This window comes from Bordetella tumbae (assembly GCF_965139195.1).
Classification (GTDB): Bacteria; Pseudomonadota; Gammaproteobacteria; order Burkholderiales; family Burkholderiaceae_B; genus Bordetella_A; species Bordetella_A tumbae.
Genome location: NZ_CBCSJH010000006.1, coordinates 113,261 through 136,404 on the forward strand (window position 1 = coordinate 113,261; position 23,144 = coordinate 136,404).

Annotated in this window: 21 protein-coding genes and 1 tRNA gene; 15 read left to right on the forward strand and 7 right to left on the reverse strand. The window is 59.1% G+C overall.

Annotation, left to right across the window (positions count from 1 at the left end; all coding sequences use genetic code 11):
* Window positions 1-111 precede the first annotated feature (111 nt).
* Window positions 112-876: a hypothetical protein gene (locus ACNA0J_RS09655; protein ID WP_415818704.1), complete on the reverse strand. Its 765-nt coding sequence runs from the start codon at window positions 874-876 to the stop codon at window positions 112-114.
* A gap of 132 nt (window positions 877-1,008) precedes the next feature.
* On the opposite strand from ACNA0J_RS09655, the gene ACNA0J_RS09660 reads away from it, so the two are divergent.
* Window positions 1,009-1,084: transfer RNA gene (locus ACNA0J_RS09660), tRNA-Gly, on the forward strand.
* Window positions 1,085-1,310: 226 nt separating this feature from the next.
* A complete protein-coding gene (locus ACNA0J_RS09665; RefSeq protein ID WP_009459572.1) occupies window positions 1,311-3,254 on the forward strand; it encodes a tyrosine-type recombinase/integrase in 1,944 nt (647 codons plus the stop codon).
* A 37-nt stretch (window positions 3,255-3,291) separates the two neighbouring features.
* Here ACNA0J_RS09665 and ACNA0J_RS09670 read toward each other — a convergent pair whose 3' ends face one another.
* Both ACNA0J_RS09670 and ACNA0J_RS09675 read right to left on the reverse strand, forming a co-directional pair.
* Entirely contained in the window at window positions 3,292-4,260 is a 969-nt protein-coding gene (locus ACNA0J_RS09670) for a Dyp-type peroxidase (protein WP_009459580.1), read from the reverse strand.
* 118 nt (window positions 4,261-4,378) lie between these two features.
* Window positions 4,379-5,194 (reverse strand): substrate-binding domain-containing protein, encoded by an 816-nt coding sequence (locus ACNA0J_RS09675; RefSeq protein ID WP_023095485.1) that lies wholly within the window; start codon window positions 5,192-5,194, stop codon window positions 4,379-4,381.
* Here ACNA0J_RS09675 and ACNA0J_RS09680 point away from each other — a divergent pair.
* Complete coding sequence (locus ACNA0J_RS09680) at window positions 5,152-5,445, forward strand: helix-turn-helix domain-containing protein (RefSeq protein ID WP_009459591.1); 294 nt, start codon at window positions 5,152-5,154, stop codon at window positions 5,443-5,445. The two genes, ACNA0J_RS09675 and ACNA0J_RS09680, sit on opposite strands and share 43 nt — an antisense overlap.
* A 22-nt stretch (window positions 5,446-5,467) precedes the next feature.
* On the opposite strand, the gene ACNA0J_RS09685 is transcribed toward ACNA0J_RS09680, so the two are convergent.
* From ACNA0J_RS09685 to ACNA0J_RS09695, 3 genes are all read right to left on the reverse strand, one after another.
* Window positions 5,468-6,358, reverse strand: coding sequence for a LysR family transcriptional regulator (locus tag ACNA0J_RS09685; RefSeq protein WP_019726376.1), 891 nt, complete (start codon window positions 6,356-6,358; stop codon window positions 5,468-5,470).
* Between the two features lie 503 nt (window positions 6,359-6,861).
* Window positions 6,862-8,076, reverse strand: a complete 1,215-nt coding sequence (locus tag ACNA0J_RS09690) for a glutathione-independent formaldehyde dehydrogenase (protein ID WP_009459598.1) — start codon at window positions 8,074-8,076, stop codon at window positions 6,862-6,864.
* A gap of 466 nt (window positions 8,077-8,542) precedes the next feature.
* Complete coding sequence (locus ACNA0J_RS09695; RefSeq protein ID WP_009459599.1) at window positions 8,543-9,484, reverse strand: LysR family transcriptional regulator; 942 nt, start codon at window positions 9,482-9,484, stop codon at window positions 8,543-8,545.
* A 492-nt stretch (window positions 9,485-9,976) separates the two neighbouring features.
* Between ACNA0J_RS09695 and ACNA0J_RS09700 the strand changes: the two genes are divergently transcribed.
* Window positions 9,977-10,408: a DUF488 domain-containing protein gene (locus ACNA0J_RS09700; protein WP_009459601.1), complete on the forward strand. Its 432-nt coding sequence runs from the start codon at window positions 9,977-9,979 to the stop codon at window positions 10,406-10,408.
* A 374-nt stretch (window positions 10,409-10,782) separates the two neighbouring features.
* Window positions 10,783-12,759 (forward strand): excinuclease ABC subunit UvrB, encoded by a 1,977-nt coding sequence (gene uvrB / locus ACNA0J_RS09705; protein WP_009459603.1) that lies wholly within the window; start codon window positions 10,783-10,785, stop codon window positions 12,757-12,759.
* 150 nt (window positions 12,760-12,909) lie between these two features.
* Here the strand turns inward: uvrB and ACNA0J_RS09710 are convergent, their stop codons facing one another.
* On the reverse strand, window positions 12,910-13,815 hold the full coding sequence (locus ACNA0J_RS09710) for a LysR family transcriptional regulator (protein WP_009459605.1): 906 nt from the start codon (window positions 13,813-13,815) through the stop codon (window positions 12,910-12,912).
* A 154-nt stretch (window positions 13,816-13,969) separates the two neighbouring features.
* On the opposite strand from ACNA0J_RS09710, the gene ACNA0J_RS09715 reads away from it, so the two are divergent.
* From ACNA0J_RS09715 to ACNA0J_RS09760, 10 genes are all read left to right on the forward strand, one after another.
* A complete protein-coding gene (locus ACNA0J_RS09715; protein WP_009459611.1) occupies window positions 13,970-14,377 on the forward strand; it encodes a ketosteroid isomerase-related protein in 408 nt (135 codons plus the stop codon).
* A 1-nt stretch (window position 14,378) separates the two neighbouring features.
* Window positions 14,379-14,987 (forward strand): GNAT family acetyltransferase, encoded by a 609-nt coding sequence (locus tag ACNA0J_RS09720; protein ID WP_009459619.1) that lies wholly within the window; start codon window positions 14,379-14,381, stop codon window positions 14,985-14,987.
* A complete protein-coding gene (locus ACNA0J_RS09725; protein WP_009459621.1) occupies window positions 14,984-15,874 on the forward strand; it encodes a carbon-nitrogen hydrolase family protein in 891 nt (296 codons plus the stop codon). Before ACNA0J_RS09720 ends, ACNA0J_RS09725 begins: the two co-directional genes overlap by 4 nt.
* A gap of 282 nt (window positions 15,875-16,156) precedes the next feature.
* On the forward strand, window positions 16,157-16,432 hold the full coding sequence (gene frmR / locus ACNA0J_RS09730; protein WP_007182548.1) for a formaldehyde-responsive transcriptional repressor FrmR: 276 nt from the start codon (window positions 16,157-16,159) through the stop codon (window positions 16,430-16,432).
* A gap of 59 nt (window positions 16,433-16,491) precedes the next feature.
* On the forward strand, window positions 16,492-17,601 hold the full coding sequence (locus ACNA0J_RS09735) for an S-(hydroxymethyl)glutathione dehydrogenase/class III alcohol dehydrogenase (RefSeq protein ID WP_011871467.1): 1,110 nt from the start codon (window positions 16,492-16,494) through the stop codon (window positions 17,599-17,601).
* 43 nt (window positions 17,602-17,644) lie between these two features.
* Complete coding sequence (locus ACNA0J_RS09740; protein WP_009459624.1) at window positions 17,645-18,043, forward strand: VOC family protein; 399 nt, start codon at window positions 17,645-17,647, stop codon at window positions 18,041-18,043.
* 182 nt (window positions 18,044-18,225) lie between these two features.
* The gene (locus ACNA0J_RS09745) at window positions 18,226-19,560 is read left to right on the forward strand and encodes a DUF3422 family protein (protein WP_019726353.1); all 1,335 of its coding nucleotides are present in this window, start codon (window positions 18,226-18,228) and stop codon (window positions 19,558-19,560) included.
* 58 nt (window positions 19,561-19,618) lie between these two features.
* On the forward strand, window positions 19,619-20,449 hold the full coding sequence (fghA, locus tag ACNA0J_RS09750; RefSeq protein ID WP_007182551.1) for an S-formylglutathione hydrolase: 831 nt from the start codon (window positions 19,619-19,621) through the stop codon (window positions 20,447-20,449).
* A gap of 18 nt (window positions 20,450-20,467) precedes the next feature.
* Window positions 20,468-21,775: an NAD(P)/FAD-dependent oxidoreductase gene (locus ACNA0J_RS09755; protein WP_019726352.1), complete on the forward strand. Its 1,308-nt coding sequence runs from the start codon at window positions 20,468-20,470 to the stop codon at window positions 21,773-21,775.
* Window positions 21,776-21,826: 51 nt separating this feature from the next.
* A complete protein-coding gene (locus ACNA0J_RS09760) occupies window positions 21,827-23,140 on the forward strand; it encodes a replication-associated recombination protein A (RefSeq protein WP_009459628.1) in 1,314 nt (437 codons plus the stop codon).
* The last annotated feature ends 4 nt before the right edge of the window (window positions 23,141-23,144 follow it).

A 23,144-nucleotide genomic window follows, 5' to 3' on the forward strand; every position in this document is an offset into this window, starting at 1 on the left:
CGGCCGCGCCAAATCTCCGGGAGAAAACTTATTTTCCTGGAGCGAGGCGGCCGGGCGTTTGTCTGATTATTCCATGGGACACATGACAGTCTGCTGAGCTTAGTTCCGCCGCTATCGCTGCGTCAGCTCGGCCAAACCGGTTTTGGCGCGCTCTATCCAATCGCGATTATGTTGGCGAGCGTATCGCGGACCGTGCTTTGCGTCTTGCAAAACATCGTTGTACAGCGCTTGCGCCTGTTTGCGGTCCGCCTCGTTATTTTGCTGGACCAGCCAGTCCGCATACAGGCAACGAGCCGCAGCATCCGTTCCATAGGTAACGGCCTGCTCAAATGCCTGGCGCGCCTGCGCCGAACCGGTTTGCGCCAATGCCCGGGCATAGAGCAAGGTGGGTCCCGACTGCTCTTTCGCGGACGGCTGCGCGACAAAAAGCTTTTCCAATGACAGATTGGCGCCCGCAGCGTCGCCGATGGCATATTGCGCACGTGCCAAGCCCTTCAGCAGATCGGGATCATCCGAAAACGGGCCATTGGCGGCCTGCTGATACTGCTTGTATGCCTCGGCAGCCTGCCCTGCCTCGAGCAGCAGTTCCGCCAGCCGCATGCGATGCTGGATCGTCGGCGCATGCTCCAGGTCCTCTCGCGCCTTGCGGATGGCCTGATTGGGATCGATCAAGCGCGACGCCACCTTTGCTGTCGTGCGAAAACCGCGCGAATGACGGATTTCCGGCAGATAGATCGCGAAAAAGTACACGATGCTGCCCAGACCGGGGAATGAAAACAGGATGAACAACCAATAGGTGTTTTGCTGGCTACGCACCGCATGGACGGCGAAAAACAGTGCGATGGCCACATGAAGGCCAAGTCCTAGGTATGGCATGGAGCAATGAAGTCAGATCTGAAACGGGGGAATTATGCACCCGTCCCGTGCAATGGGGGCCCAGCTTGCACAACCTCAAAAATTCCTGCTATAATTTTTTTCTTTGGTGCCGGACGCCGGTGTTACCAAAATGCGGGAGTAGCTCAGTTGGTAGAGCGCAACCTTGCCAAGGTTGAGGTCGCGAGTTCGAGACTCGTTTCCCGCTCCAAATTTTGATCCACAGACTTCTACTGGGGTCTGTAGGTCATTGAAAAAAGGAGCTTCGGCTCCTTTTTTCATTCCAGCGAGTGCCACGGAAATCCACCCACAGCTACCGTTTTTGAGTGACCAAATAAGGCACAAGAATACGGGTGGGGCGGCTACCGGATAGTTGCTGGGGCTGAGCGGGAACCATGACGAGCATAGGGCCTAAGTCATTACTTAGGAGTCTCGAAATGGCGCTCTCTGATCTGACCGTCCGGCAGGCGAAGACCACCGGAAAACGCTACACCCTCTCCGACAACGACTGCCTGGGCCTGATGGTCTCAGCCGCAGGCGGCAAGTCATGGCAATTCCGCTACTACTGGCTGGGCAAGCAAAAGCGCCTGTGCCTGGGCGGCTATCCTGCCCTCAGCCTGCGTGAAGCCCGGACCGAGCGAGACAAGGCCCAGGCCCTGCTTGCCAGGGGGATCGATCCCCAGGTCGAGCGCGACCAGAAACGGCACGCGGCCAAGCTGGCGGGCGAATACACCTTCAAGACCGTCTTCGATGCTTGGGTCGAGCATCGCCGTAAGGAACTCAAGGAAGGCCGTCAGAGCACGCTTTCCCAGATCCTGCGCATCTTTAACAAAGACGTGCTGCCCACTCTGGGGAAGATGTCGATCTATGACATTCGCCGCCCTCAGCTTCTGGGCGTCCTGGCGGCGATCGAGAAGCGCAAGGCGTTCACTACTGCGGAAAAGGTCCGCACCTGGTTCAACCAGATGTTCCGTTATGCCCTGGTCATCGCCGAGGGGCTGGAGGTCAACCCGGCCGCAGACCTGGACGTGGTAGCCGAACCCAAGCCCCCGGTAGCCCACAACCCCTACTTGCACCTGCCCGAGATGCCCGAGTTCCTCCAGAAGCTCCGGCTCTACAACCCCCGTGGCTGGCAGACCCAGCTTGGCGTCCGGCTGCTGTTCCTGACCGGGGTGCGCACCGGCGAACTGCGGTTGGCCGAACCCGAACAGTTCGACCTCGACAGGGGCTTGTGGATCATCCCGCCGCAGATCGTCAAGCAGCTCCAGGATGAAATGCGCAAGGCAGGGAAGCGGCCGCAGGATGTGCCCCCCTATATCGTGCCGCTATCCCTGCAGGCCATCGAGATCGTGCGCTATCTTCTGGGGGTGATGCGGCCGGCGCAGAGGTACCTGCTGTCACACCGCAGCGAACTCAAGAAGCGCATCAGCGAGAACACCCTCAACAAGGCCGTGCAGCTCATGGGCTATGAGGGGCGCCTGACCGGCCACGGCATCCGCGGCACCATCTCGACGGCGCTCAACGAGATTGGCTACCCGAAGATTTGGGTGGACGCGCAGCTTTCCCATTCCGACCCCAATAAGGTGAGTTCGTCCTACAACCACGCCAAGTACGTTGAGCCGCGCCGTCGGATGATGCAGGACTGGGCCGATCGGCTCGACCTGCTCGAACAGGGCGAAGTGGAAGCCGCGAGCGCGCACCTGACCATCCGTATCGACGGGGTGCCGGCAATGGCAGAAGTGGAGGAAACGATGGATGCGACCCTCACGATGGCCGAGCCCACTCCTCCCGGCGTCCCGCCCGTCGTGGCCACGCCTATTGTCGTAACCCCGAGCAGCGGCGGGATCACGTTCCAGCGGCTGTCTCAGGTGCCGCCGCCTCCGACGCATGCCCCAGAGCCGGAAGTGTCCGCGATCCAGCGCGAGCGCGAGGAAATGCTGACCATCTACGAGTCTCCAAGCAGCTTGCCGGTCCCGCTGTTCGGCAAGCTGGCTGGAAAGTCCAAGGACCAGATCAACCGCGAACTGAAAGCGGGCAAGTTGCTGTCCATCAGTTTGGGTAATCGGGGGCAGCGTGTTCCCGATTGGCAACTGGTGCCGCTCAAGCACAAGCTGGCCCAGGTGCTCATGAACCAGTGCCTGCACGCGGATTCGTGGGATCTGTACCGCATGCTGACCCAGCCGCACCCTGACCTGGGGGACCGCGCGGCCATTGATGCGGTCACGCCGACCAACGTGCCGGCGATCATCCGGGTCATCATGGGCGACTACCAGCACCATGCGGATATGCCCGAGGCCATTGCCCCTTACCCCATCCCCGAGGATGTGCGGCAAAGCGTTCGTCGGCTGGTGGATAGCGCAGTAGTTCTAGACGGAGCATAGGGCTCTCAAACCTTGCAGGGGCCTTGTGGCCCCTGCATTACGCTTGCACCGCCTCCACGAGTTCGCTCAGCGTGCGCGGTGCGGGAGCGAAGAACACGGCGCCGGTGTGCGCCGTCGAGAAATCGAGCAGGCGGTCGTGCATGCCTGGCGGATCGCCGAGGAACATGCGCTCCAGCATCTTCTGCGTCACCCACAGATGCCTGGAGTAGCCGATGAAGTAGGTGCCATATTCGCCCTGGCCGGGGCGGCCGAAGGGCATGTTGTCGCGCAGGATGTCGTGCTCGGTGCCGTCGTCGTCCACGATTGTGGCGAGGGTCTTGTGCGATTTCTGGCCGCTCGTCGCGTCGGGCAATTCGACATTGCTGACGATCTCCCGGCCGATGATCCGCTCTTGCTCGTCCTTGGCGAGCCGAGCCCACGGCTGCATTTGGTGCAGATACTTCTGCACCACCAAGTAGCTACCGCCGGCGAACGCCTGATCTTCACTGCCGACCAGCGTCGAGGCGCCGATGTCGTGCCCGGTCGGGTTGGCCGTGCCATCGACAAAGCCAAGCAGGTCGCGGGAGTCGAAGTAGCGAAAACCGACCACCTCGTCGGCCACCGTCACGCTGCTGCCCAGTTGGTCCAGCAGCAGGCGCTCGAATTCAAAACAGAGATCCTCACGTTCGGCACGGATGTGAAAGAACAGGTCGCCGGGCGTGGCAGGCGCGGTGTGCTTGGCACCCTCGATGGGCACGAAGGGCCGTAGTTCCTTCGGGCGCTTCCCGGTCTGGAAACGGTCCCATAGCGCCGATCCCAGCGCAGTGATGCACGACAGCCGGCCGTTGAGATCGCGGAAGCCCACCGTTTTGATCAGGTCGTCCAGCCCGTCCAAGATGCCGGCGACCGCCTGAAGGGCCTCGTGGCCCTCGGCGACCGTCAACGTGAGAAACACCGCCGCGCGCGACAGCGGCGCATCGATGCTTTGCGAGTCAATTGGTACTCGGTCCCAACCACTTCCAACCATTCGTGCCTCCAAAGACCATGTTAATTCATCATATTGCCAAAGATGGAAGCGCTATCACTGGCGCGCTAACAGGTGCGTGCCGCGGTAATTACCCGAACGCAGCCTCGGCGAGAGCGGGCTATGGGATATTCGAGCAAGCCGCCCTATCCCTGGCAACCAGCATTGCCCTGTGCTCGAACCGCTCAGAAACAGCATTGGCTCGTCCGTGGGGCCGCTGCAGGTATGTCACGATCTCGTAGGGGCCGTCTGAAAGCGGTCGCATAGTGATCCCCCACGCATGGGCACGCTCCATGCGCGATTGCGCCGAGAGCCCCACACCGTAGCCAGCGGTGACCCAAAGCGCCATCATCTCGAACGAAGTCACATGCTGCACGCTCTGTTGGCTCAACGGAAGGGAAGACAGTCGCTGATCGAGCAGTAGGCATGCCTCCGCCGGCCAGCGAAACACCGGATAGTCCAGAAGCTCGGCAAGCGTGATCTTCGCCTGGGCAAGTAAGGGGGACCCCAGCGGCATTGCAACGGCCACGTTCTCGACCCAGAGCGGCTGGCTTTTCACGGCTGGAGCACCAGCGTTCCGAAGCGAGATTCCGGCGTCGTAGCGGCCTTCCTCAAGGCCCGTCATCAGGTCGTCGCCCGAGGTCTCAAAGAACGCGATGGTGACTTCAGGCTCCTCTGCGCGCTGAAGGGCAAGAAGCGTTATGAGGCAAGAGGATGGCACTCCAGGTGCGATAGCAAGCCTGAAATGGGAAAACTGGCTGGTGGCGTCATGCATGAGGGCCCCCAATAAGCGATCTGTCCAGAAAGGCAAACCAGCGTCGCAGTAAAGAGTGAAGTTTAACGTCGTTATCTTTAACGTGGTTAATTGTGGCAGATTGTTTGACGCTTCTGCTAATGCAGAAATCAACAATTCAGCCAGGCCGTCCTTCTGGCACATCGACGTATGAATCCGAGTCGGCGTTAGCCTTCGGACAGGCCGTGCGCGCTGCGCGCGTCGCTCAAGGAGTCGCGCAAGACGAGTTCGCATCTCGGGCAAGCATTTCGCGTTCTCACATGGGTAAGATCGAGCGTGGTGAGCACGTGCCCACGCTTCCGCTCATACTGAAAATTTCTACGGCACTCGGAATAAGCGCGGCTGACCTGATGACGGCGACCGAACGCAATCTGCGTGCCGACACCGATCCCTGAGTGTCTGGCTTGCCAGGCTCCGTCAACCGTCCGATGAGTCGCGTAGGCGAACGACAAATCGCTCTACCGAAGCCGATAAATTGCTGCCGTCGGGCCGAAGCAGGTAGGTCGTGATCACGGCAGAATCCATCGCCAAGGGGCGGATCACCACATCCGGCCGTTGAGAGATGGGAATCTTGGTCGCCGTCATGAAGCCGATGCCGTAGCCGGCGCCGACCAAGGTGAGCATCATGTCCAGTGAGGATACTTCCTCGACAACATTCAGCTTGTGCTCCAACGTGTTGAGCAGCCGCTTGAGTTCGCGGCAATAACCCTCGCATACCTGCGGGTCGCACAGGACAAGTGGATGGCCTTGGAGTTCTTGAAGTGGCACCTCCTTGTAGGTGAGCAATGAGTGCCGAGCTGGCACAGCAATCACCAGCGGGTCGTGCCAGATTGCCTCGGCAGCGATACCGTCGCCGACATCGGCCGTGTGCGCGAACCCGATCATGAAGTCGCCCGAGCGCAAACCGCGCACTTGCTCTGCCAGAGGCACTTCTGACAAGCGTATTTCGATCTCCGGCTCCTCGGCGCGACAACGAGCCAGAAATGCCGACAGTCGTGGATCGATAGCTCCATCTGATACTGCGATGCGCAGGCTACCGCGCAAGCCCGATGCCACAGCCTTGGCATTTTCACGAGCCTGTTCCAGCACAGTGAATAGACGGCGTACATCTTGCAAGAAGACCGCACCCGCCGCCGTCAGAACTGTTCCTCGTCGGTTTCGGTCGAAGAGCACTACGCCCAACTCGTCCTCAAGTTCCTTGATGGCTCGTGATAGCGGTGGTTGTTCGATATGCAAGCGCTCAGCCGCCCGCGTGAAATGTAGCTCCTCAGCAAGAACTACGAAGCAGCGAAGATGGCGCAGCTCCATAGGCCACCCTCCCGTTCCGACTTATCCAACACTGTGCTATCTCCCTATAGAAGTGACTGCCATTTCGGCGGCGGCGAGTTCGGCCACGTCTTTGGAAACTTCTGGCTAAATGAGCCAGGGCTGGGCTGATCGTGCGATGGCCCGAGGCCGGCACAACACCAGGCGAGACTGATCAAGTCCGTGGGGTGGTCAGGATCAGGCGAAGGCTATGTTCAGCCACGCACATCAATGGATGCCGCGCATCTTCTCCGTCCGACCCTTGACCGATTGCGAACCAGGCGCTCGAACACGCCTGCGGTTGATCATCACCTGCGGATTGCTGAGGTTCTGCTCCTGGCCCGAGCCAAGGCAAGCACCCCGTCAAAATCACAACGCCTTGGGGCAGCAGACAAATGCCGGCGAAAATATTCGCCGGCTTCAGTTGCTGGCCGGAGACTAGAGGAGCCAGAATGTCTCTCACCAGAAAGTGTGAGACATCCTGATGCGTAGCCCGCGCCGGATACTTACTGCCGCACTGAACCATGCGGGTCGATGACGTACTTGTATGCAGAACCCGCGTCGAACTCTTTGTACGCGGCGGGCGCGTCTTCGAGCTTGATGAACTTAGTGTTCATCATCGGCGAAAGGTAAGGCATGCGATCGTTCAGTATCGCCCGCATTAACGCGTGGTTGTAATTGGCCGTCGGGGATTGACCAGCCGACATTCGCGGCGACTTGATCCAGGCGTTGGACCATTCCAGATCCATATGGCCTTTCTTGGCTTTCGGGTCTTTCGAGATCGGGTTTGCGCAGTACACACCGACCGTGCTGGTCATTCCGCCGAAGCGGACATATTTGAGCATTGCGTTGGTAACAGCGCTCTCCACGATCTTGTCAGCCTCCGCGCCAAACCCGCGGCAGTCCACACCAACATAGTCGATGACGCGATCCACCTCCCTGTGCCCGGTAATGCGTTCGAGATGTTCCTCGATCGGCACGCCGTCGGAAAGGTTGATGGTTTCCACGCCGTGTGGCTTGAGAAGGTCCAGCCGCTCTTGAATGTAATCGGCAACGATGATGGCGCCTGCACCCAGAAGTCTGGCGCAGGCGGCACCCGCTCTGCCGACCGGCCCGGCACCGAAGATCAGGATGTTTTCGCCGACGACGTAGGCCGGTGCGGCTGGCCAATCAGGGCCAGCGAACCCATGGAAAGCTGTGGGTAGTACGTCAGAGAGAAGGGTCAGGTCGCGGATCTTTTCCATGGCGGCATCCTTGTCAGGAAAGCGCAGGAGATTGAAATCCGCATACGGTACGAAGAGATAATCACCTTGGCCCCCCGTCCAGCCACCGAGGTTGAACCCGTAGGCTCCGCAGTCGATTTCGGGGTTGGTGTTCTCGCATACATCGGAGCGCATATGCTTGCAGTTGTAGCAACGCCCACAACCCACATTGAAGGGGACGGAAACGATGTCGCCCTTCTTCACGACTTCGACGTCTGATCCCACTTCGATCACTTCGCCGGTCATTTCATGGCCCATGGTCATTCCCTTGGGAACAGCAAACGAACCGCGATAAATGTGAAGGTCGCTGCCACAGATATTTGTGGTAACTATTTTGAGGATAGCGCCGTGGGGTGCACTTTTCCCTTGAGGGGTTATCAGCTCTGGAAATTTGAAGGTGTTGACCTTCATTTCCAAGGGCTTCTCGAAAGTCACGATTCGGTTACCGGTCGGAGTCATTTCGTCACCTCTGTGCGTTAATGTTTCCATCTTCTAAATCGAAGTGGGAAACGAGACTTACCGCTGTCAAGAAGAACGATCGTGGTACTGCCTAGCCGTTGGCCGCGTCTCCTTCTGCGGTCTTGACAGCATCGGATCAAGCTCAGAAGTGGTCAAACTGGAATAATCTATGTGCAGATAGACACGATCTATCTACACGGGCTCGTCGAGCCGTGCTCGTCTCCTAGCTGGGAGAGGACAACGATCATCACTACATCGCGCCTCCTAGCTTGATCTAGGAATAGTCAGCTTGACCCAGCGAGACATGAGGAGGCCGCATGCAGCAGGTACTCCTGTCGCCCGTGTTGCCCCTAGACCTGGTGGCCTTCGATGGGTTGCTCAGCACGTGGCGCCTGTTAGCGGCGCACACGGCGTGCCTGCCATCTTTGCCTGGTTGAAGCAATACAGCGTTGCTCTTCGAGACTCGCTATTTCAAGGGGCTTTGGGATGAGTCTGCTTTGGGCTGGAACCGACGATGGATCGATATAACGGATTGAAGAGCGGCGGCCAGTTCTGGGGTGTGCACCATTTCGAGCAATGCGTGCGATGACGGTGCCTCGAACGCATTTTTCCCAGCAACGAATCCGACATTTGAGTGTGACATTGGTCCACTGATACCGATTGCGTGGAGATTCGGAATGTGTGCGAGTTGGCCGGCGAGAGATTGCGGAAGAACTGCCGAATATTTTCCTGTCGCCACGTGTGCCGATAGCACGTCAATTGAATCAGTGCGAATAGTCTGTGCGGTACATTGCGTCAGTCTATCTTGAATGGATTCAGGTACTGCCGAGTTCAGCAGGCACAGTTGTCTATTAAGAACATGGTCCCACGTTGTGCTTCGGGGTTGCTGTGTTCTAGCGGCGTGAAAAAGGAAAATGCGTTCACGGTACAGAAGGTGAGTATCGAAGTCTTCCCCTGGAATATCCTCCAAATGCATGAGTGCGATATCCAGATTGTTTTCTCGAATCGCCTGCAGCAGGGAAGAAGCGCCGGAGACCAGAATTGATTGTTGAAGTAAAGGTGTTTTTTCGGCAAGGGCGATGCTTAATGTGGGTGCTACGCCGGCAGTTCCTGGGAGTATCCCTAGCCGGAATTTCCCCTCTATACCCCGCCGTAGTGCGGAGATTTCTCGCTCCAGTCCTTTGCAGTCGTCATACATCTGCTGAGCCCAAGACAGTACGCGCATTCCTTCAGAAGTGAGCCCGTCGTAGCGTCGGCCATGACGCACGATCTCGACACCCATGTCTTCCTCCAATTGCTTGATGCCCGCGGAGAGTGTCGGCTGAGAAACATTGCAGCTTTTTGCCGCGTTGCCAAAATGGCCTTCACGGTGCAAAGCAAGCAAGTATTCAAAGTTTCTTACGATCATAGATTTTCTTCTGATAGAGTTGATTGAATTTTATACTTTTATGAAAAAACCTGTGCACGCTTCGATCTGCGTTCAACCTTGATCACGCAGGTGGCACGCATGAAAGGCTGTTGTGCGCAGTGCCCATTCAGTAGGCTCGGCTCGTCATCGGCGGCCAGCACCACAACGCACGGGACAGCCAATAGCGCGAACACAGGTGCTTCGCGCTGTAGGGCGAGTCGTCCTCATGTAGCTTAGCAGTTGGCGCGTTCTGGAAGGGAAGAAGCGGGAGTGGTGAAGCACGCAACCGCAAAAGGCGGTGCTAAGCTCTTGAGCTGCTCGGGTCGTGGCCGCGAGTCGTTGAAGCGGCCAGAGAATGGAGCCTGCCGTGGCCGTTGTGGAGTAGCTAGTACGCCATGCCCCCGGCGTTTCCTTGGCTGCGATTGACGGGCGTACCTGGCGGCAGATCAATAACAGCCATTTATGGATGAAGGAACGAGTGGAGTAAGGCAGATGAAGATATTCACGATTGGATTCACTAAGACCTCCGCGCGATCCTTCTTCACCAAATTAGGTGATTCTGGTGCCAAACGCCTAGTCGATGTTCGTCTGAATAATGTTTCGCAATTGGCCGGCTTCGCAAAGCGCGAGGATCTTCGGTATTTTTCCGAGGCGTTGTGTGGGATGGAATATGAGCACCTGCCAGCACTTGCTCCAACCAAGGACATGTTCGAGGCATATAAAATAAAAGGGGGAGATTGGGATATCTACGCGAGGAAGTTTCTGGATTTAATGTCGTCCCGAAAGATTGAGTCAATCGATAAAGAAAAGATTGATAACAGTTGCCTGCTTTGCAGCGAAGACAAGCCCCATCACTGCCATCGGAGGCTAGTGGCCGAGTACCTTGCAGGCAAATGGCCGAATGTTGAGATCGTGCATCTTTAGCAGGTGACGTAGCTCCACGCCTCCGGCGTCTCGTCTTGATGGCTGAGAGAGGCAAAGGCGCGCATCGGCGGGAGCCGCCGCCACACATGGGGCGTACAGAGCAATCTCGCCCGCCACGACTCGATGTCGGCGCTGAACGAGGCGAGTAGCTCCAGGTGCATTGGCAGACGGGCCGCTGGCTGACGTCGTGGCGCTCGGCGGATATGCACTGGGAAGCCCGCCCGTGTGTTGGGCTATCATGTTGGCGACGCCTACGCCCAGGTGGGGCGTGGCAGGATCGCCGTCATTTACACCCCAGTTTGGTACTGCTATAGGTCTTCCGAAATAGCCGATACATCAGGACAAATTGAAGTAGCTCAATTAGGAGATATCTAATGTCAACCGGTACGTTCATTCTGCACTCCAGCTATACGCCGGCGGGGGACCAGCCAGAGGCGATAGCGCGCCTGCTATCGGACATAGAAGAAGGTGCGACACACCAGACGCTGAAGGGTATCACCGGCTCTGGTAAGACCTTTACGATGGCCAATGTGATTCATCGTCTGAAGCGGCCCACGTTGATCTTGGCTCCTAACAAGACATTGACCGCGCAGCTTTATGGTGAAATGAAGCACTTCTTTCCTGAGAATGCTGTCGAGTACTTCGTTTCCTACTACGATTATTTTCAGCCCGAGATTTATATGCCGGGCACCGATCGTTTCATTCCAAAGGACTCGGCCATCAACGATCACCTTGAGCGCCTACGCCTGTCCACGACCAAATCCTTGATTGAGCGCCGCGATGTGATCGTCGTCGCTTCGGTGTCTTCAATCTACGGCCTGGGTGACCCGGAGGCGTACCGAGCGTTGCAGATCGCTCTGTCCCCTGGGGTCAAACTAAACCAGAGAGAGCTGATTCGTCGTTTGGCTCTGCTGCAATATGATCGCACTGAGCGCACTCTCAAACGTGCAACGTTTCGCGCTCAAGGTGATGTGATCGATATCTTTCCTGCTGATTCCGAGCATAGGGCAGTTCGGGTGGAACTGCTGGATGACTCTGTTGCGTCTGTTCAATGGCTAGACCCTGTTACAGGTAAAACGCTTGGGGCAATTGACCATTACTTGGTTTCGCCAAAGACGCTTTTTGCACCGCCCACGAATAAAATAGATTCCGCGTCCAAGAAGATACTCGCTGATATGGAAGAGCGGGTTGCCGAGCTGAACAGGAATAATCGCTTGGTCGAGGCAAACAGGCTGTACGAGCGGATCACGCATGACGTGGAGATGATGCGCGAGGTAGGCTATTGTTCGGGCATGGAAAATTATTCCTGCTACTTCAGCGAACGGGACCCGGCCTCGCCTCCGATCACATTGCTGGATTACCTGCCGAAAGATGGGCTTCTGTTCGTCGATGAATCCCACGTCATGGTGCCACAGATATCCGCAATGTACCGGGGGGATCAGGCGCGCAAGGAGACGTTGATAGATTACGGGTTCCGCTTGCCTTCGTCTAAGAACAATCGCCCGTTGAACTTTGGTGAATTTGAGAAGGTCAAGCCTCAGACCATCTTTGTTTCCGCTACTCCGGGAGACTACGAGCTGAGGGTGTCGAAAGACAGGGTTGTCGAACAAGTTATCAGACCAACGGGACTGCTTGATCCCAAGGTTGAGGTGCGGAAAGCGGACGGATACATAGATGACCTGCTTGCCGAAATATCGAAGTGCGTGAAGAAGAAAAATCGCGTGCTCGTGACTACGCTGACGAAGGTCAGTGCAGAAGAGCTAACGGATTTCTTGACGGACAACGGGATTCGAGCGCGCTACATGCATTCGGACATAAAAGCGGAGGATCGTGTTGAGATCATCAATGGCCTGCGCGCAGGAGAGTTCGATGTTTTGATTGGGATTAGTCTTTTGCGCGAAGGGCTGGATATTCCAGAGGCATCATTGGTTGCTATTCTCGATGCAGACCGTGCAGGATTCTTGCGTTCGGCCCATGCTCTCATTCAGATGATAGGTCGAGTCGCTCGGAATGAAAACGGCAAGGCGATCTTGTACGCCGACGCGGTGACTCCGGCGATGAAACAGGCGATCGATGAAACCAATAGGCGCAGGCAGCTTCAAATTGCCTTTAACGAGGAAAATGGGATTTCTCCGGCCTCGTCTGTGCGAAAACTAGCAGGAGAAGAGACGAATACGGAGGAGCCCACCGTTCACTCCGAGGCTTTCTGCGAGAATTTGTCCGACCTTTGCGATCAGATCACTGCCAAGGAACAGCAGCTACTCGAATTTACCGATACCGGTGACGAGCAGCGCGTCGAAGATATTCGTCGTCAGTTGGATGGTTTGTACCGGCAATTCATTTACATCTAATCGTTTGCCGGCATAGGGTTGCATGGCCGACCGATCTGCACCTGGCGCAAGCGGGCAGACGGTCGGCTCATCATTCAACCGGAGGGGCGAGCCGCCAAGGCTCAGTGCCCCGCTTTCCAGGGCGTGTGCCTTTCAGTGTCTTGCGACGTGTCAGCGCAAAGCTGGCAACGATCCAACGGCGACCAGCATTTCATCAAATACCGCTCGAACCCTTCCCGGAATGGGGCCACGCTGAGGCCGATAGACGTACAACCCCCATGCCGGAGGTTCTTCGCTCTCCAACACTCGCACGAGCTTCCCGCTGGCAATGTAGGGGGCGGCCATGTAGTCCGCCAGTTGCGCGAACGCGATCCCGGCCAGCGCCGCTCCCATTTCCATGTCGGCATTGTCGGCGACGAGAGTGGGTGCGGCAGGTGTCCACTGGCGTCCCGCCTTGAAGTGCCAAGGCCAGGGACGGCCGGTATTGATATCCAAGGCCACGGTAGCTGGCAGGCTGCTTAGCGCATCGATGTTTTCAGGTACGCCCACTTTCTTGATCAGGCGCGGAGCGGCAACGATCGGAAGTTTCATGTCGGCTGCCTTGCGTGCGACGAAGCGGCTATCACGCATGAATCCGACCCTGATTCCGACGTCAATCCCTTCGTCAACCGTATTGCTGATGCGATCGGACAGGCGCACATCCAGCGTGATGTCGGGATGACGCGCGGCCACGCGCTCCAGTGCCGGCAGCACCGCTCTGGTGCCCAAGCTGTGCGGTGCGGTGATGCGAACCGTACCGGACAGGGATGCCTGCTGGTCGGAGCCAGGCGTTCGCCACAGATCCTCGAACCGCTCCAATGCCGGGCGCACCTGGTCTAACAGCCCTTCGCCGAAGGCGGTGATGCGCACCTGGCGCGTGCTTCGATGAAACAACACCTCGCCGTAGTGTTGCTCCAGTTGCTGGATGGCACGGGTGACACCTTGCGGAGAAGTCCCCAGCCGGACGGCTGCATCGCGAAAACTGCTGCTTTCGGCCGCCACCCGAAAGATGCGCAGTAGTTCCATTTCCTTGTTCATGACGCACGCCTCATGGTCGGTTTCGCCGCTCGTTAATTGTTCCAGATGGTGGAATTATAAAATCGCAACAATTCCATATACAAGGGAGGCGCGGTTGCCCAGACTGACAGCACCCCGGAATGCTCCGCTCCGAACAACCCAACAAGGAACGCGAATGAACGCTGCGACTCTCATCACTGCCTACTACGACGCCTTCAACCGCGGTGACCGCGAGGCCATGCTGTCAATGTTGACCGATGACGTCGCGCACGATTTGAACCAGGGCGCTCGTGAGGTCGGTCGCGAAGCCTTCCGCGCCTTCCTGCAGCGCATGGACCGCTGCTATGGCGAGCAACTCCGCGGGATCGTGGTGATGGTCAGCGCCGACGGCCTGCGCGCAGGCGCGGAGTACGTGGTGCATGGCGAATACAAGGTGACGGACGACGGGCTGCCGGACGCCCAGGGCCAGCGCTACGTGCTGCCGGGTGGCGCGTTCTTCGAGATCCGCGATGGCAAGATCGCTCGTGTCACCAACTACTACAACCTCGGCGACTGGATCGCACAGGTCGGAGGGGACGCCTGAAATGACCAGCGACGTGCAGGTGCTGGTTCGTCGTGGGCCGGACATTGCCGAATGGTTCGACACCGTGGCACATCTGCGGGCGAAGGTCTTCCGCAGCTTTCCATACCTGTACGAGGGCGACATCGAATACGAGAAGCACTACCTTTCCATGTACGCCCGTTCGGCAGACAGCCTGTTGGTGCTCGTGCTCGCTGATGACGTGGTTGTGGGTGCGTCCACGGGGTTGCCGCTCGGCGATACGGAGCCGGCCTTCCAGGTACCGTTCGCCGATCGAGGAATCCCGATGGAGGCAGTGTTTTACTGCGGCGAATCAGTCCTGCTCCCAGCCTTTCGGGGCCTTGGCCTGGGCCATCGCTTCTTTGACGAACGCGAAGCGCATGCCCGTTCGTTGGGCGGCATGCAGTGGACATCGTTCGCGTCGGTGGATCGAGCAGACGACGATCCCCGGCGTCCTTCCAACTACCGCAGTAATGATGCCTTCTGGACCCGTCGTGGCTACGTGCGACAGTCGGACATGAAGGTTACGCTGCCCTGGAAGGAGGTGGGTGAGCCGACCGAAACCGAGCAGACGCTCACGATGTGGCTGCACTCTCTGGAGAACGCGAAGTGAAAGTAGCAGTTGCGAAATATGCAGTGGGTAAGCCGACGGACTTCGAGGCATTTGCTGCGCGGCAGCGACTGGTTCTGGAGGAGGCGCGCCGTGGCGGAGCGGAACTGGCCGTGTTGCCCGAGTATCTATCCCTCGAACTGGCTGCAACGTTCAAGCCTAGCATCCGCCGTGATTTCAACGCCTCTCTGGCCGCGCTGCAGGCCTTGCAGCCTGCTTGGCTGGCACTGTATGCCGACCTGTCGCGCGAGTTGTGCATGACCATTCAGGCCGGTACGTTTTTGACCCAGGTTGGTTTGGACCGCTACCGCAACCGAGCTTGGTGGTTTGCGCCTGACGGTACACGCGACTACCAGGACAAACTGCAGTTGACGGGGTTCGAGAAGGACACCGGCGTCATCGAAGGTGGCGACGAACTCAAGGTGTTCGACCTGAACGGTGTGCGTGCCGGCATCGCTGTTTGCTATGACAGTGAGTTTCCATTGCCCGTGCGAGCCCAGAGAGAGGCGGGAGTGCGCCTGCTGCTGGTCCCGAGCTGTACCGACACCCAAGCAGGTGCAACCCGGGTCCGTGTGGGCTGCATGGCGCGGGCGCTGGAGAACCGAATGTTCATCGCGCAGGCCGTGACGACCGGAGCTGCTGACTGGAGTCCGGCGTTGGACACGAACACTGGCGAGGCCACGATCTATGCACCAATGGATCGTGGATTCCCGGATGATGGCATTCTCGCGACGACTTGCGGCACGCAGACATGGGCGATCGGTGATCTTGACGTTGAAGCACTCGAACGAAACCAGGAACAGGCCCAGGTTGCGGTCGATCGTGACTGGGACGGCCAGATGTTGCCTGCACTGCGGAAGGCTCGGTATTCGGGTCGTCAGGTCGCCTAGCCGGTCTCATCTTGTTAGCTTCAGTTCGATGAGTCGGCTTAGATAGGCCACGTCTATCTGCGCATAGATTTTTCCAGTTTGACCAGTTTTGAACTTGCCCCGATGCTGTCGATACATGCAAGAAATATTCATTAATTTGAATGTTTTGCGCTTCTTGGGAACAAATCTGTACTAGCCTGTAAGCGTGCTCGAAGAGCACAGATTTTGTGGCGAAGTTCGGCCGCATATACTATGGGGGAGTATTGTATAATGCGGCGGTGTACCCAAGTAGAGAGGTGTTCGATGCCACACAGCCCGGAAGAAAAGAAGCAAGCACTGACGCGCATCAGGCGCATCAAAGGTCAGGTAGCGACTCTTGAGCAAGCGCTTGATGCAGGTGCGGAATGTCCTGCAATTCTTCAGCAGCTTGCGGCCGTTCGTGGGGCAGTCAACGGATTGATGGCAACGGTTCTGGAGAGCTATCTGCGGGAAGAGTTTCCCAGTAGCGAAATCAGGAGCGATTCGCAGAACAAGTCCATTGACGAGACCATCTCTATCGTCCGCTCCTATCTGCGGTAGAGGCACCAGGGTGCCCTCGGTGAGGGCAAATTTAGTTAGCTAGTAAAGGAAGCGACATCATGAAATCACGTGCAGCAGTTGCCTTCGGGCCAGGAAAGCCGCTGGAAATCGTCGAGATCGACGTCGAGCCGCCGCGCAAGGGCGAGGTGCTCATCAAGATCACGAACACCGGCGTTTGCCATACCGACGCCTTCACCCTGTCGGGCGACGACCCCGAAGGTCTCTTCCCGGTCGTGCTGGGTCATGAAGGTGCGGGTATCGTCGTGGAGGTGGGTGAAGGTGTGACCAGCGTGAAGCCTGGCGATCACGTCATTCCCCTCTATACCGCCGAGTGCGGCGAGTGCCTGTTCTGCAAGTCCGGCAAGACCAACCTGTGTGTCGCGGTTCGTGCAACCCAGGGTAAGGGGCTGATGCCCGATGGTACGACTCGCTTCTCGTACAACGGTCAGCCGCTTTACCACTACATGGGCTGCTCGACCTTCAGCGAATACACGGTCGTCGCCGAAGTCTCGCTGGCCAAGATCAACCCGGACGCCAATCCCGAGCACGTCTGCCTGCTGGGCTGCGGCGTGACCACCGGCATCGGCGCCGTGCACAACACGGCCAAAGTGCAGCCGGGCGACTCGGTGGCCATCTTCGGCCTCGGCGGCATCGGTCTCGCCGCGATTCAGGGTGCACGCCAGGCCAAAGCGGGCCGCATCATCGCCATCGATACCAATCCGGCGAAGTTCGAGCTGGCTCGTACCTTCGGCGCGACCGAATGCCTCAATCCGAAGGACTTCGACAAGCCGATTCACGAGGTTCTCATCGAGATGACCGGCTGGGGTGTCGATCACACCTTCGAGTGCATCGGCAACGTCAACGTGATGCGTTCGGCTCTGGAAGCTGCCCATCGTGGCTGGGGCCAGTCGATCGTCATCGGTGTCGCCGGTGCCGGCAAGGAAATCTCGACCCGTCCGTTCCAGTTGGTCACCGGCCGGACTTGGAAGGGCTCTGCTTTCGGCGGGGTCAAGGGGCGTACCCAACTTCCGGGCATGGTGGAAGACGCAATGAAAGGCGAGATCGATCTCGCCCCGTTCGTCACCCACACCATGGGTCTCGACGAGATCAACCACGCCTTCGACCTGATGCATGAAGGCAAGTCGATTCGCACGGTGATCCACTACTGATCACCCACTATCCATTCAACACCAACCATCAAGGAAACTAACCATGTCCACTCCTGTCATTTCCGGCGACGGCATCTTCTCGCACGTCTTCATCGGCGCCGCCGACGTCCAGAAGTCGGCCGCGTTCTACGACGCCGCCCTGGGTGCTCTCGGCATCAAGAACCTCGGTCCTTTCGGCAACGGATGGGTGCTTTTCGGTCGCGAAAAGCCGGCTTTCATCATCGCCCGTCCGGGCAATGGTGAAGCGCCTTCGAGCAACGGCGTGACGGTCGGCTTTGCGGCCGCCACTCCCGCCGAAGTGGATGCCTTCCACGCCGCCGGCCTTGCCGCAGGCGGCACCGACGAGGGCCAGCCTGGCCCGCGTGGCCACCTGCCGGGTGCCTATGCGGCCTACCTGCGTGATCCGGCGGGCAACAAGGTCTGCTCGTACACCTTCGTCTGAAAGCTAGGAAGCTGAGGGCGTTCTGAAAGGGCCAGCACAAGCCTCTACACGGCGAGCCTATTAGACGGACCGTGTAGAGCGGTGTCTGCTCATGAAGATCGGCCCGCAGCCATGTGCGAAACGCATGGCTGCGGGCATTTGCTTTGAAGCGTGTTTTTCAACCAAGAAGAAATGAGGTCGTTATGAAAGAGCCGGCCAACATAAATACGACGACCGTACAACCCACCCCGACCGCCACCGTGTACGGCATGCCGGCCTACACCGATCGTGCTGCCGCCGTGGGTGAAGTGCATGCGCGCCCGCATCTGTTGATTCAGGCCCCGCGCGGCATATTGCAGCTCGCTTTCATGACCGAAGGCGACCAGGCCAAGGATCAGATGGCGATGAGCGAGTTGTCTCATCGCTTCGGCGTTGCCGAACCCGACCATGCTACGCCGCTTCACGGCGTGACATGGGACGAAGGAGACCTGCACTGTGAAAAGCACACCGAGTTCTCGACGTATCTCTGGTGCGCTTCGCTGGATTCCGAGACGGGAGAGCCGTGCGGCGAAAACCCGTTCAGGCATGGATTTGTGCCTCCCGGCCCGGTCGTATCCGGCATCCGTTTGAGACTTCTTCCGTGGACGCCGGAAACGGAGAAGGAGGCCGATCGCTTCGATCCTGCCAGCCTGTGCTACTCGCTGGTGGAGAACGGCTCTGCCGCCATTCTGACCGACTTCCGACAGGATGAGGATGGCCTGACGCAGATCCTCGTCCTGGCCCGCGATTTGACCCCGGCGCGGGCGGGTGCGCTGGCTCAACGTCTGCTGGAGATCGAGACCTACCGTACCTTGGCGTTGCTGTCCCTGCCGTTGACACGATCGATGACGTCGGAGCTGCGACGCATGGAGTCGCGCCTTGCGGCGATCACCGACGAGATGTGTACGAGCTTGGTGGAACGGCGCGACAGCGACGTGCTGCTGTCCGAATTGACCGGCCTGGCTGCCGAGCTGGAAGCTGGAGTTGCGGCGAATCTCTATCGCTTCGGTGCCAGCCGTGCCTACTACGAGATCGTCGAGGAAAGGCTGGCAGCGCTTTCGGAAGAGGCCGTATCCGGGTACTGCACCTGGGCGGATTTCCTGCAGCGCCGCATCGCTCCAGCCATGCGGACATGCCAATCCGTAAAGGAGCGCCAGGCCAAGCTCTCAGACAAGCTGACCCGGGCCATCGCGTTGCTGCGTTCCTGGATCGACGTTGAGCTTGAACGCCAGAACCGCGATCTGCTGGCGTCGATGAACAACCGGGCCAAGATGCAATTGCGCCTTCAGCAGACCGTCGAAGGCCTGTCGGTCGCGGCAATTTCTTATTACGTCGTGAGTCTTCTCGGCTACTTGCTCAAGGGCATTCCGATGGTTCACGACAGCGTGGCGCCGGTGATGGCGGTTCTGGTGCCTGCGGTGATGCTGACGATCTGGTGGATCGTGCGCAGGATCAGGCATGCCCACGGCGACACGGTGGCGGAAGAGAAATCTTCCTGACGAGCTGCCGTCTTGGCGCGCGAGAGCTGCGCCGTTCCTTTGAACATAGGAGAACTACATGGAACGCATCGAACATCACGCCAGCTTTGATGGTTGGCAGGACGTTTATCAGCATGAATCGACGACGCTCGGTTGCACGATGAAGGTCGGCGTCTATCTGCCTCCGCAGGCGCAGCACGGCAAAGTGCCGGTGCTGTACTGGCTTTCGGGCCTGACCTGCACCGAGCAGAACTTCATCACCAAGTCCGCCGTCCAGCGCTACGCGGCCGAACATGGCATTGCCGTCGTCGCGCCCGATAGCAGCGCTCGCGGCGAAGGCGTTGCCGACGATCCTGCCTATGACCTCGGACAGGGCGCGGGGTTCTACGTCAATGCCACACAGGAACCCTGGGCTGCGAATCATCGGATGTACGACTACGTCGTGCAGGAACTGCCGGCGCTGATCGAGGCCCACTTTCCCGTGACAGCGGAGCGGAGCATCAGCGGCCATTCCATGGGAGGACACGGTGCTCTGGTCATCGCCCTGCGCAACCCGGGCCGTTATCGAAGCGTCTCGGCCTTCTCGCCCATCGTCGCCCCCACCCAGGTTCCCTGGGGGCACAAGGCCTTCGAGGCGTACCTGGGCAGCGATCGGGAGGTGTGGAAACAGTACGACACCGTGGAGCTGATTCGCACCGTGCAGGAGCGTTTGCCGTTGCTGGTGGACCAGGGCTTGGGCGACGAGTTCCTGGAGAGCCAGCTTCAGCCCGACCTGCTGCGCAAGGCCTGCGACGAGACGGGGCACCCGCTCACGTTGAATCTGCGCCCAGGCTACGACCACAGCTACTACTTCATTGCCAGTTTCATTGGCGAGCATATGGCACACCACGCATCGGCGCTGAAACGCTGAGAGAGAGGAGATCAGGTCATGACAAAGACCTCCAAAAACCGACATCACGTCGTCATTATCGGAGCGGGCTTCGGCGGGATCGAGGTTGCCAACCAGCTTGCTGGTGCCGAGGTCGATGTGACGATCATCGATCGGCGCAATCATCACCTGTTCCAACCCTTGCTTTACCAGGTTGCAGGGGCGTCACTTTCGACATCCGAGATCGCCTGGCCTATTCGCTATCTCTTCCGAAATCGCCCGGAAGTGAACACCTTGATGGCGGAAGTGGAAGGTATCGACCAGGACGCGCGTCAGGTCATTCTCAACAATGGATTGCGGCAAACCTACGACACGCTCGTGCTCGCGACAGGCGCTACCCATGCCTACTTCGGACACGACGAATGGGGGGCTTTCGCGCCGGGGTTGAAGACGCTGGAAGATGCCACGACCATTCGGGGCCGAATCCTCGCGGCTTTCGAGGAGGCTGAGCGCACGAGCGATCCTCAGCAGCGTGCCGCGCTGCAGACGTTCGTCATCATCGGTGGTGGTCCCACCGGGGTTGAATTGGCCGGAACCATCGCCGAGCTTGCACGAGACACGCTGGCGCGTGACTTTCGCTCGATCGACCCGAGCACGTCGCGGGTTGTACTGATCGAGGCTGGCCCGCGTCTGTTGTCCGTCTTTCCAGAGGATCTTTCGGCCTATACGCGCCAGGCGCTCGAAAAGCTCGGCGTCGAGGTCGTGCTGGGTACGCCGGTCACCGAATGCTCGGCCGATGGCGTGGTGTACGGTGGCAAGCCCCTTTCGGCCAAGACCATCGTCTGGGCCGCCGGAGTCCAGGCGTCTCCCGCGGCTCGCTGGCTGGGCGCTGCGTCTGATCGTGCGGGTCGGGTGGTCGTTGGCCCTGACCTGACGGTGGCCGGTCGGCCGGAGGTCTTCGCCATCGGCGATACAGCCTCGTGCACCATGGCCGATGGGAAGCCCGTGCCGGGCATCGCCCCGGCCGCCAAACAGCAAGGGAAGTACGTCGCCAACCTCATTGGACGGCGTTTGAAGGGCAAGCCCGCTGACGGACCTTTCAAATACCGGCATCAGGGGAACCTGGCCACCATCGGCCGCAGCCTGGCGGTGATTGACATGGGGCGGGTGAAGCTGCGTGGTGCCTTTGCGTGGTGGATCTGGAAGCTGGCGCACATCTACTTTCTGATCGGTACGCGAAATCGTCTCAGCGTCGCTTTGAGCTGGGTATGGAACCACAGCATCGGCTACCGCGGCTCTCGCATCATCATGCATGCGATTAGCGACAAAGAGCCCGCGGCGTTGGACAAATCCGGCTCCCTGGATTGAGGTGCCAACGTTATCGGAACGTCAACTATCAGAAATGCCAGGGAGAGGAACTTGACCGATCTATTCACGACAAAGCCCAAGCCTCCCTTGGCCGAACTCCTGCGGCCCAAGACGCTGGATGAATTCGTCGGGCAACGGCACTTGCTCGGCCCCGGCAAGCCGCTTCGTCTCGCGTTCGAGGCGGGCAAGTTGCACTCGTTCATCCTCTGGGGGCCGCCAGGCGTGGGCAAGACCACCCTGGGGCGCCTGGCCGCCAGTGCGACCGACAGCCGATTCATCGCCATCTCGGCCGTGCTTGCCGGGGTGAAGGACATCCGGCAAGCCATCGACGAGGCCCAGGCAGAACTGGACAACCATGGTCGATCGACGGTGCTTTTCGTCGATGAGATCCATCGCTTCAACAAGGCGCAGCAGGATGCCCTACTGCCCCATGTCGAGTCGGGGCTCCTGACCCTGGTGGGGGGGACGACCGAGCATCCGGGGCTGGCGGTCAATTCCGCGCTGCTCTCGCGCGCGCAGGTCTATACCCTCGAACCGCTGTCCGGCGACGAACTGAACCAGCTCTACGAACGCGCACTGCCGCATCTCCAGGGCGTCACGTTGGACGCGGACGCGCTGGATCTGCTCAAGGGCTTTGCCGATGGCGATGGCAGGCGCTTCCTCAATCTGCTTGAGCAGGTGACGAATGCTGCGTCGGGCGCGGGCAAGGCCGTGGTCGATGGCGAGTTTGCCAAACTGTCCACCAGCCCATCACTGCGCAGGTTCGACAAGGGCGGCGACGAGTTCTACTGGCAGCTCTCCGCCTTCCACAAGTCGCTGCGGGGCTCCGACCCCGACGCGGCCCTGTACTGGCTGGCCCGCATCCTCGACGGCAGCGGCGACGTCAGCCAGGTGACGCGCCGCATGATCGTGGTGGCCAGCGAAGACATCGGCAATGCCGACCCGCAGGCGCTGCAACTGGCGCTCAATGCCGCGCTGGCTTATGAGAGGCTGGGTTCCCCCGAAGGCGAAATACCGATTGCCCACGCGGCGACCTACCTTGCTGCCGCCCCCAAGTCGAACGCTGCCTATGCCGCCTGGAACAAGGCGAAGGCCTTCGTCAAGAACAACGGCTCCCTGCCTGTGCCTCTCCATCTTCGCAATGCGCCGACGAAGCTGATGCAGCAGATGGGGTATCACGAAGGCTACCGCTACGCCCATGACGAGCCCAACGGCTATGCCGCTGGGCAAAGCTACTTTCCCGAGGGCGTGGCGCGGCCGGGCTGGTATCAGCCAACGGACAGAGGTGTTGAGCGCAGGCTGGGAGAAAGGCTTACTTGGCTGCGCTCGCTGGATGATGGGACGCTGCCAGAGGCGGACGCCTGACTGG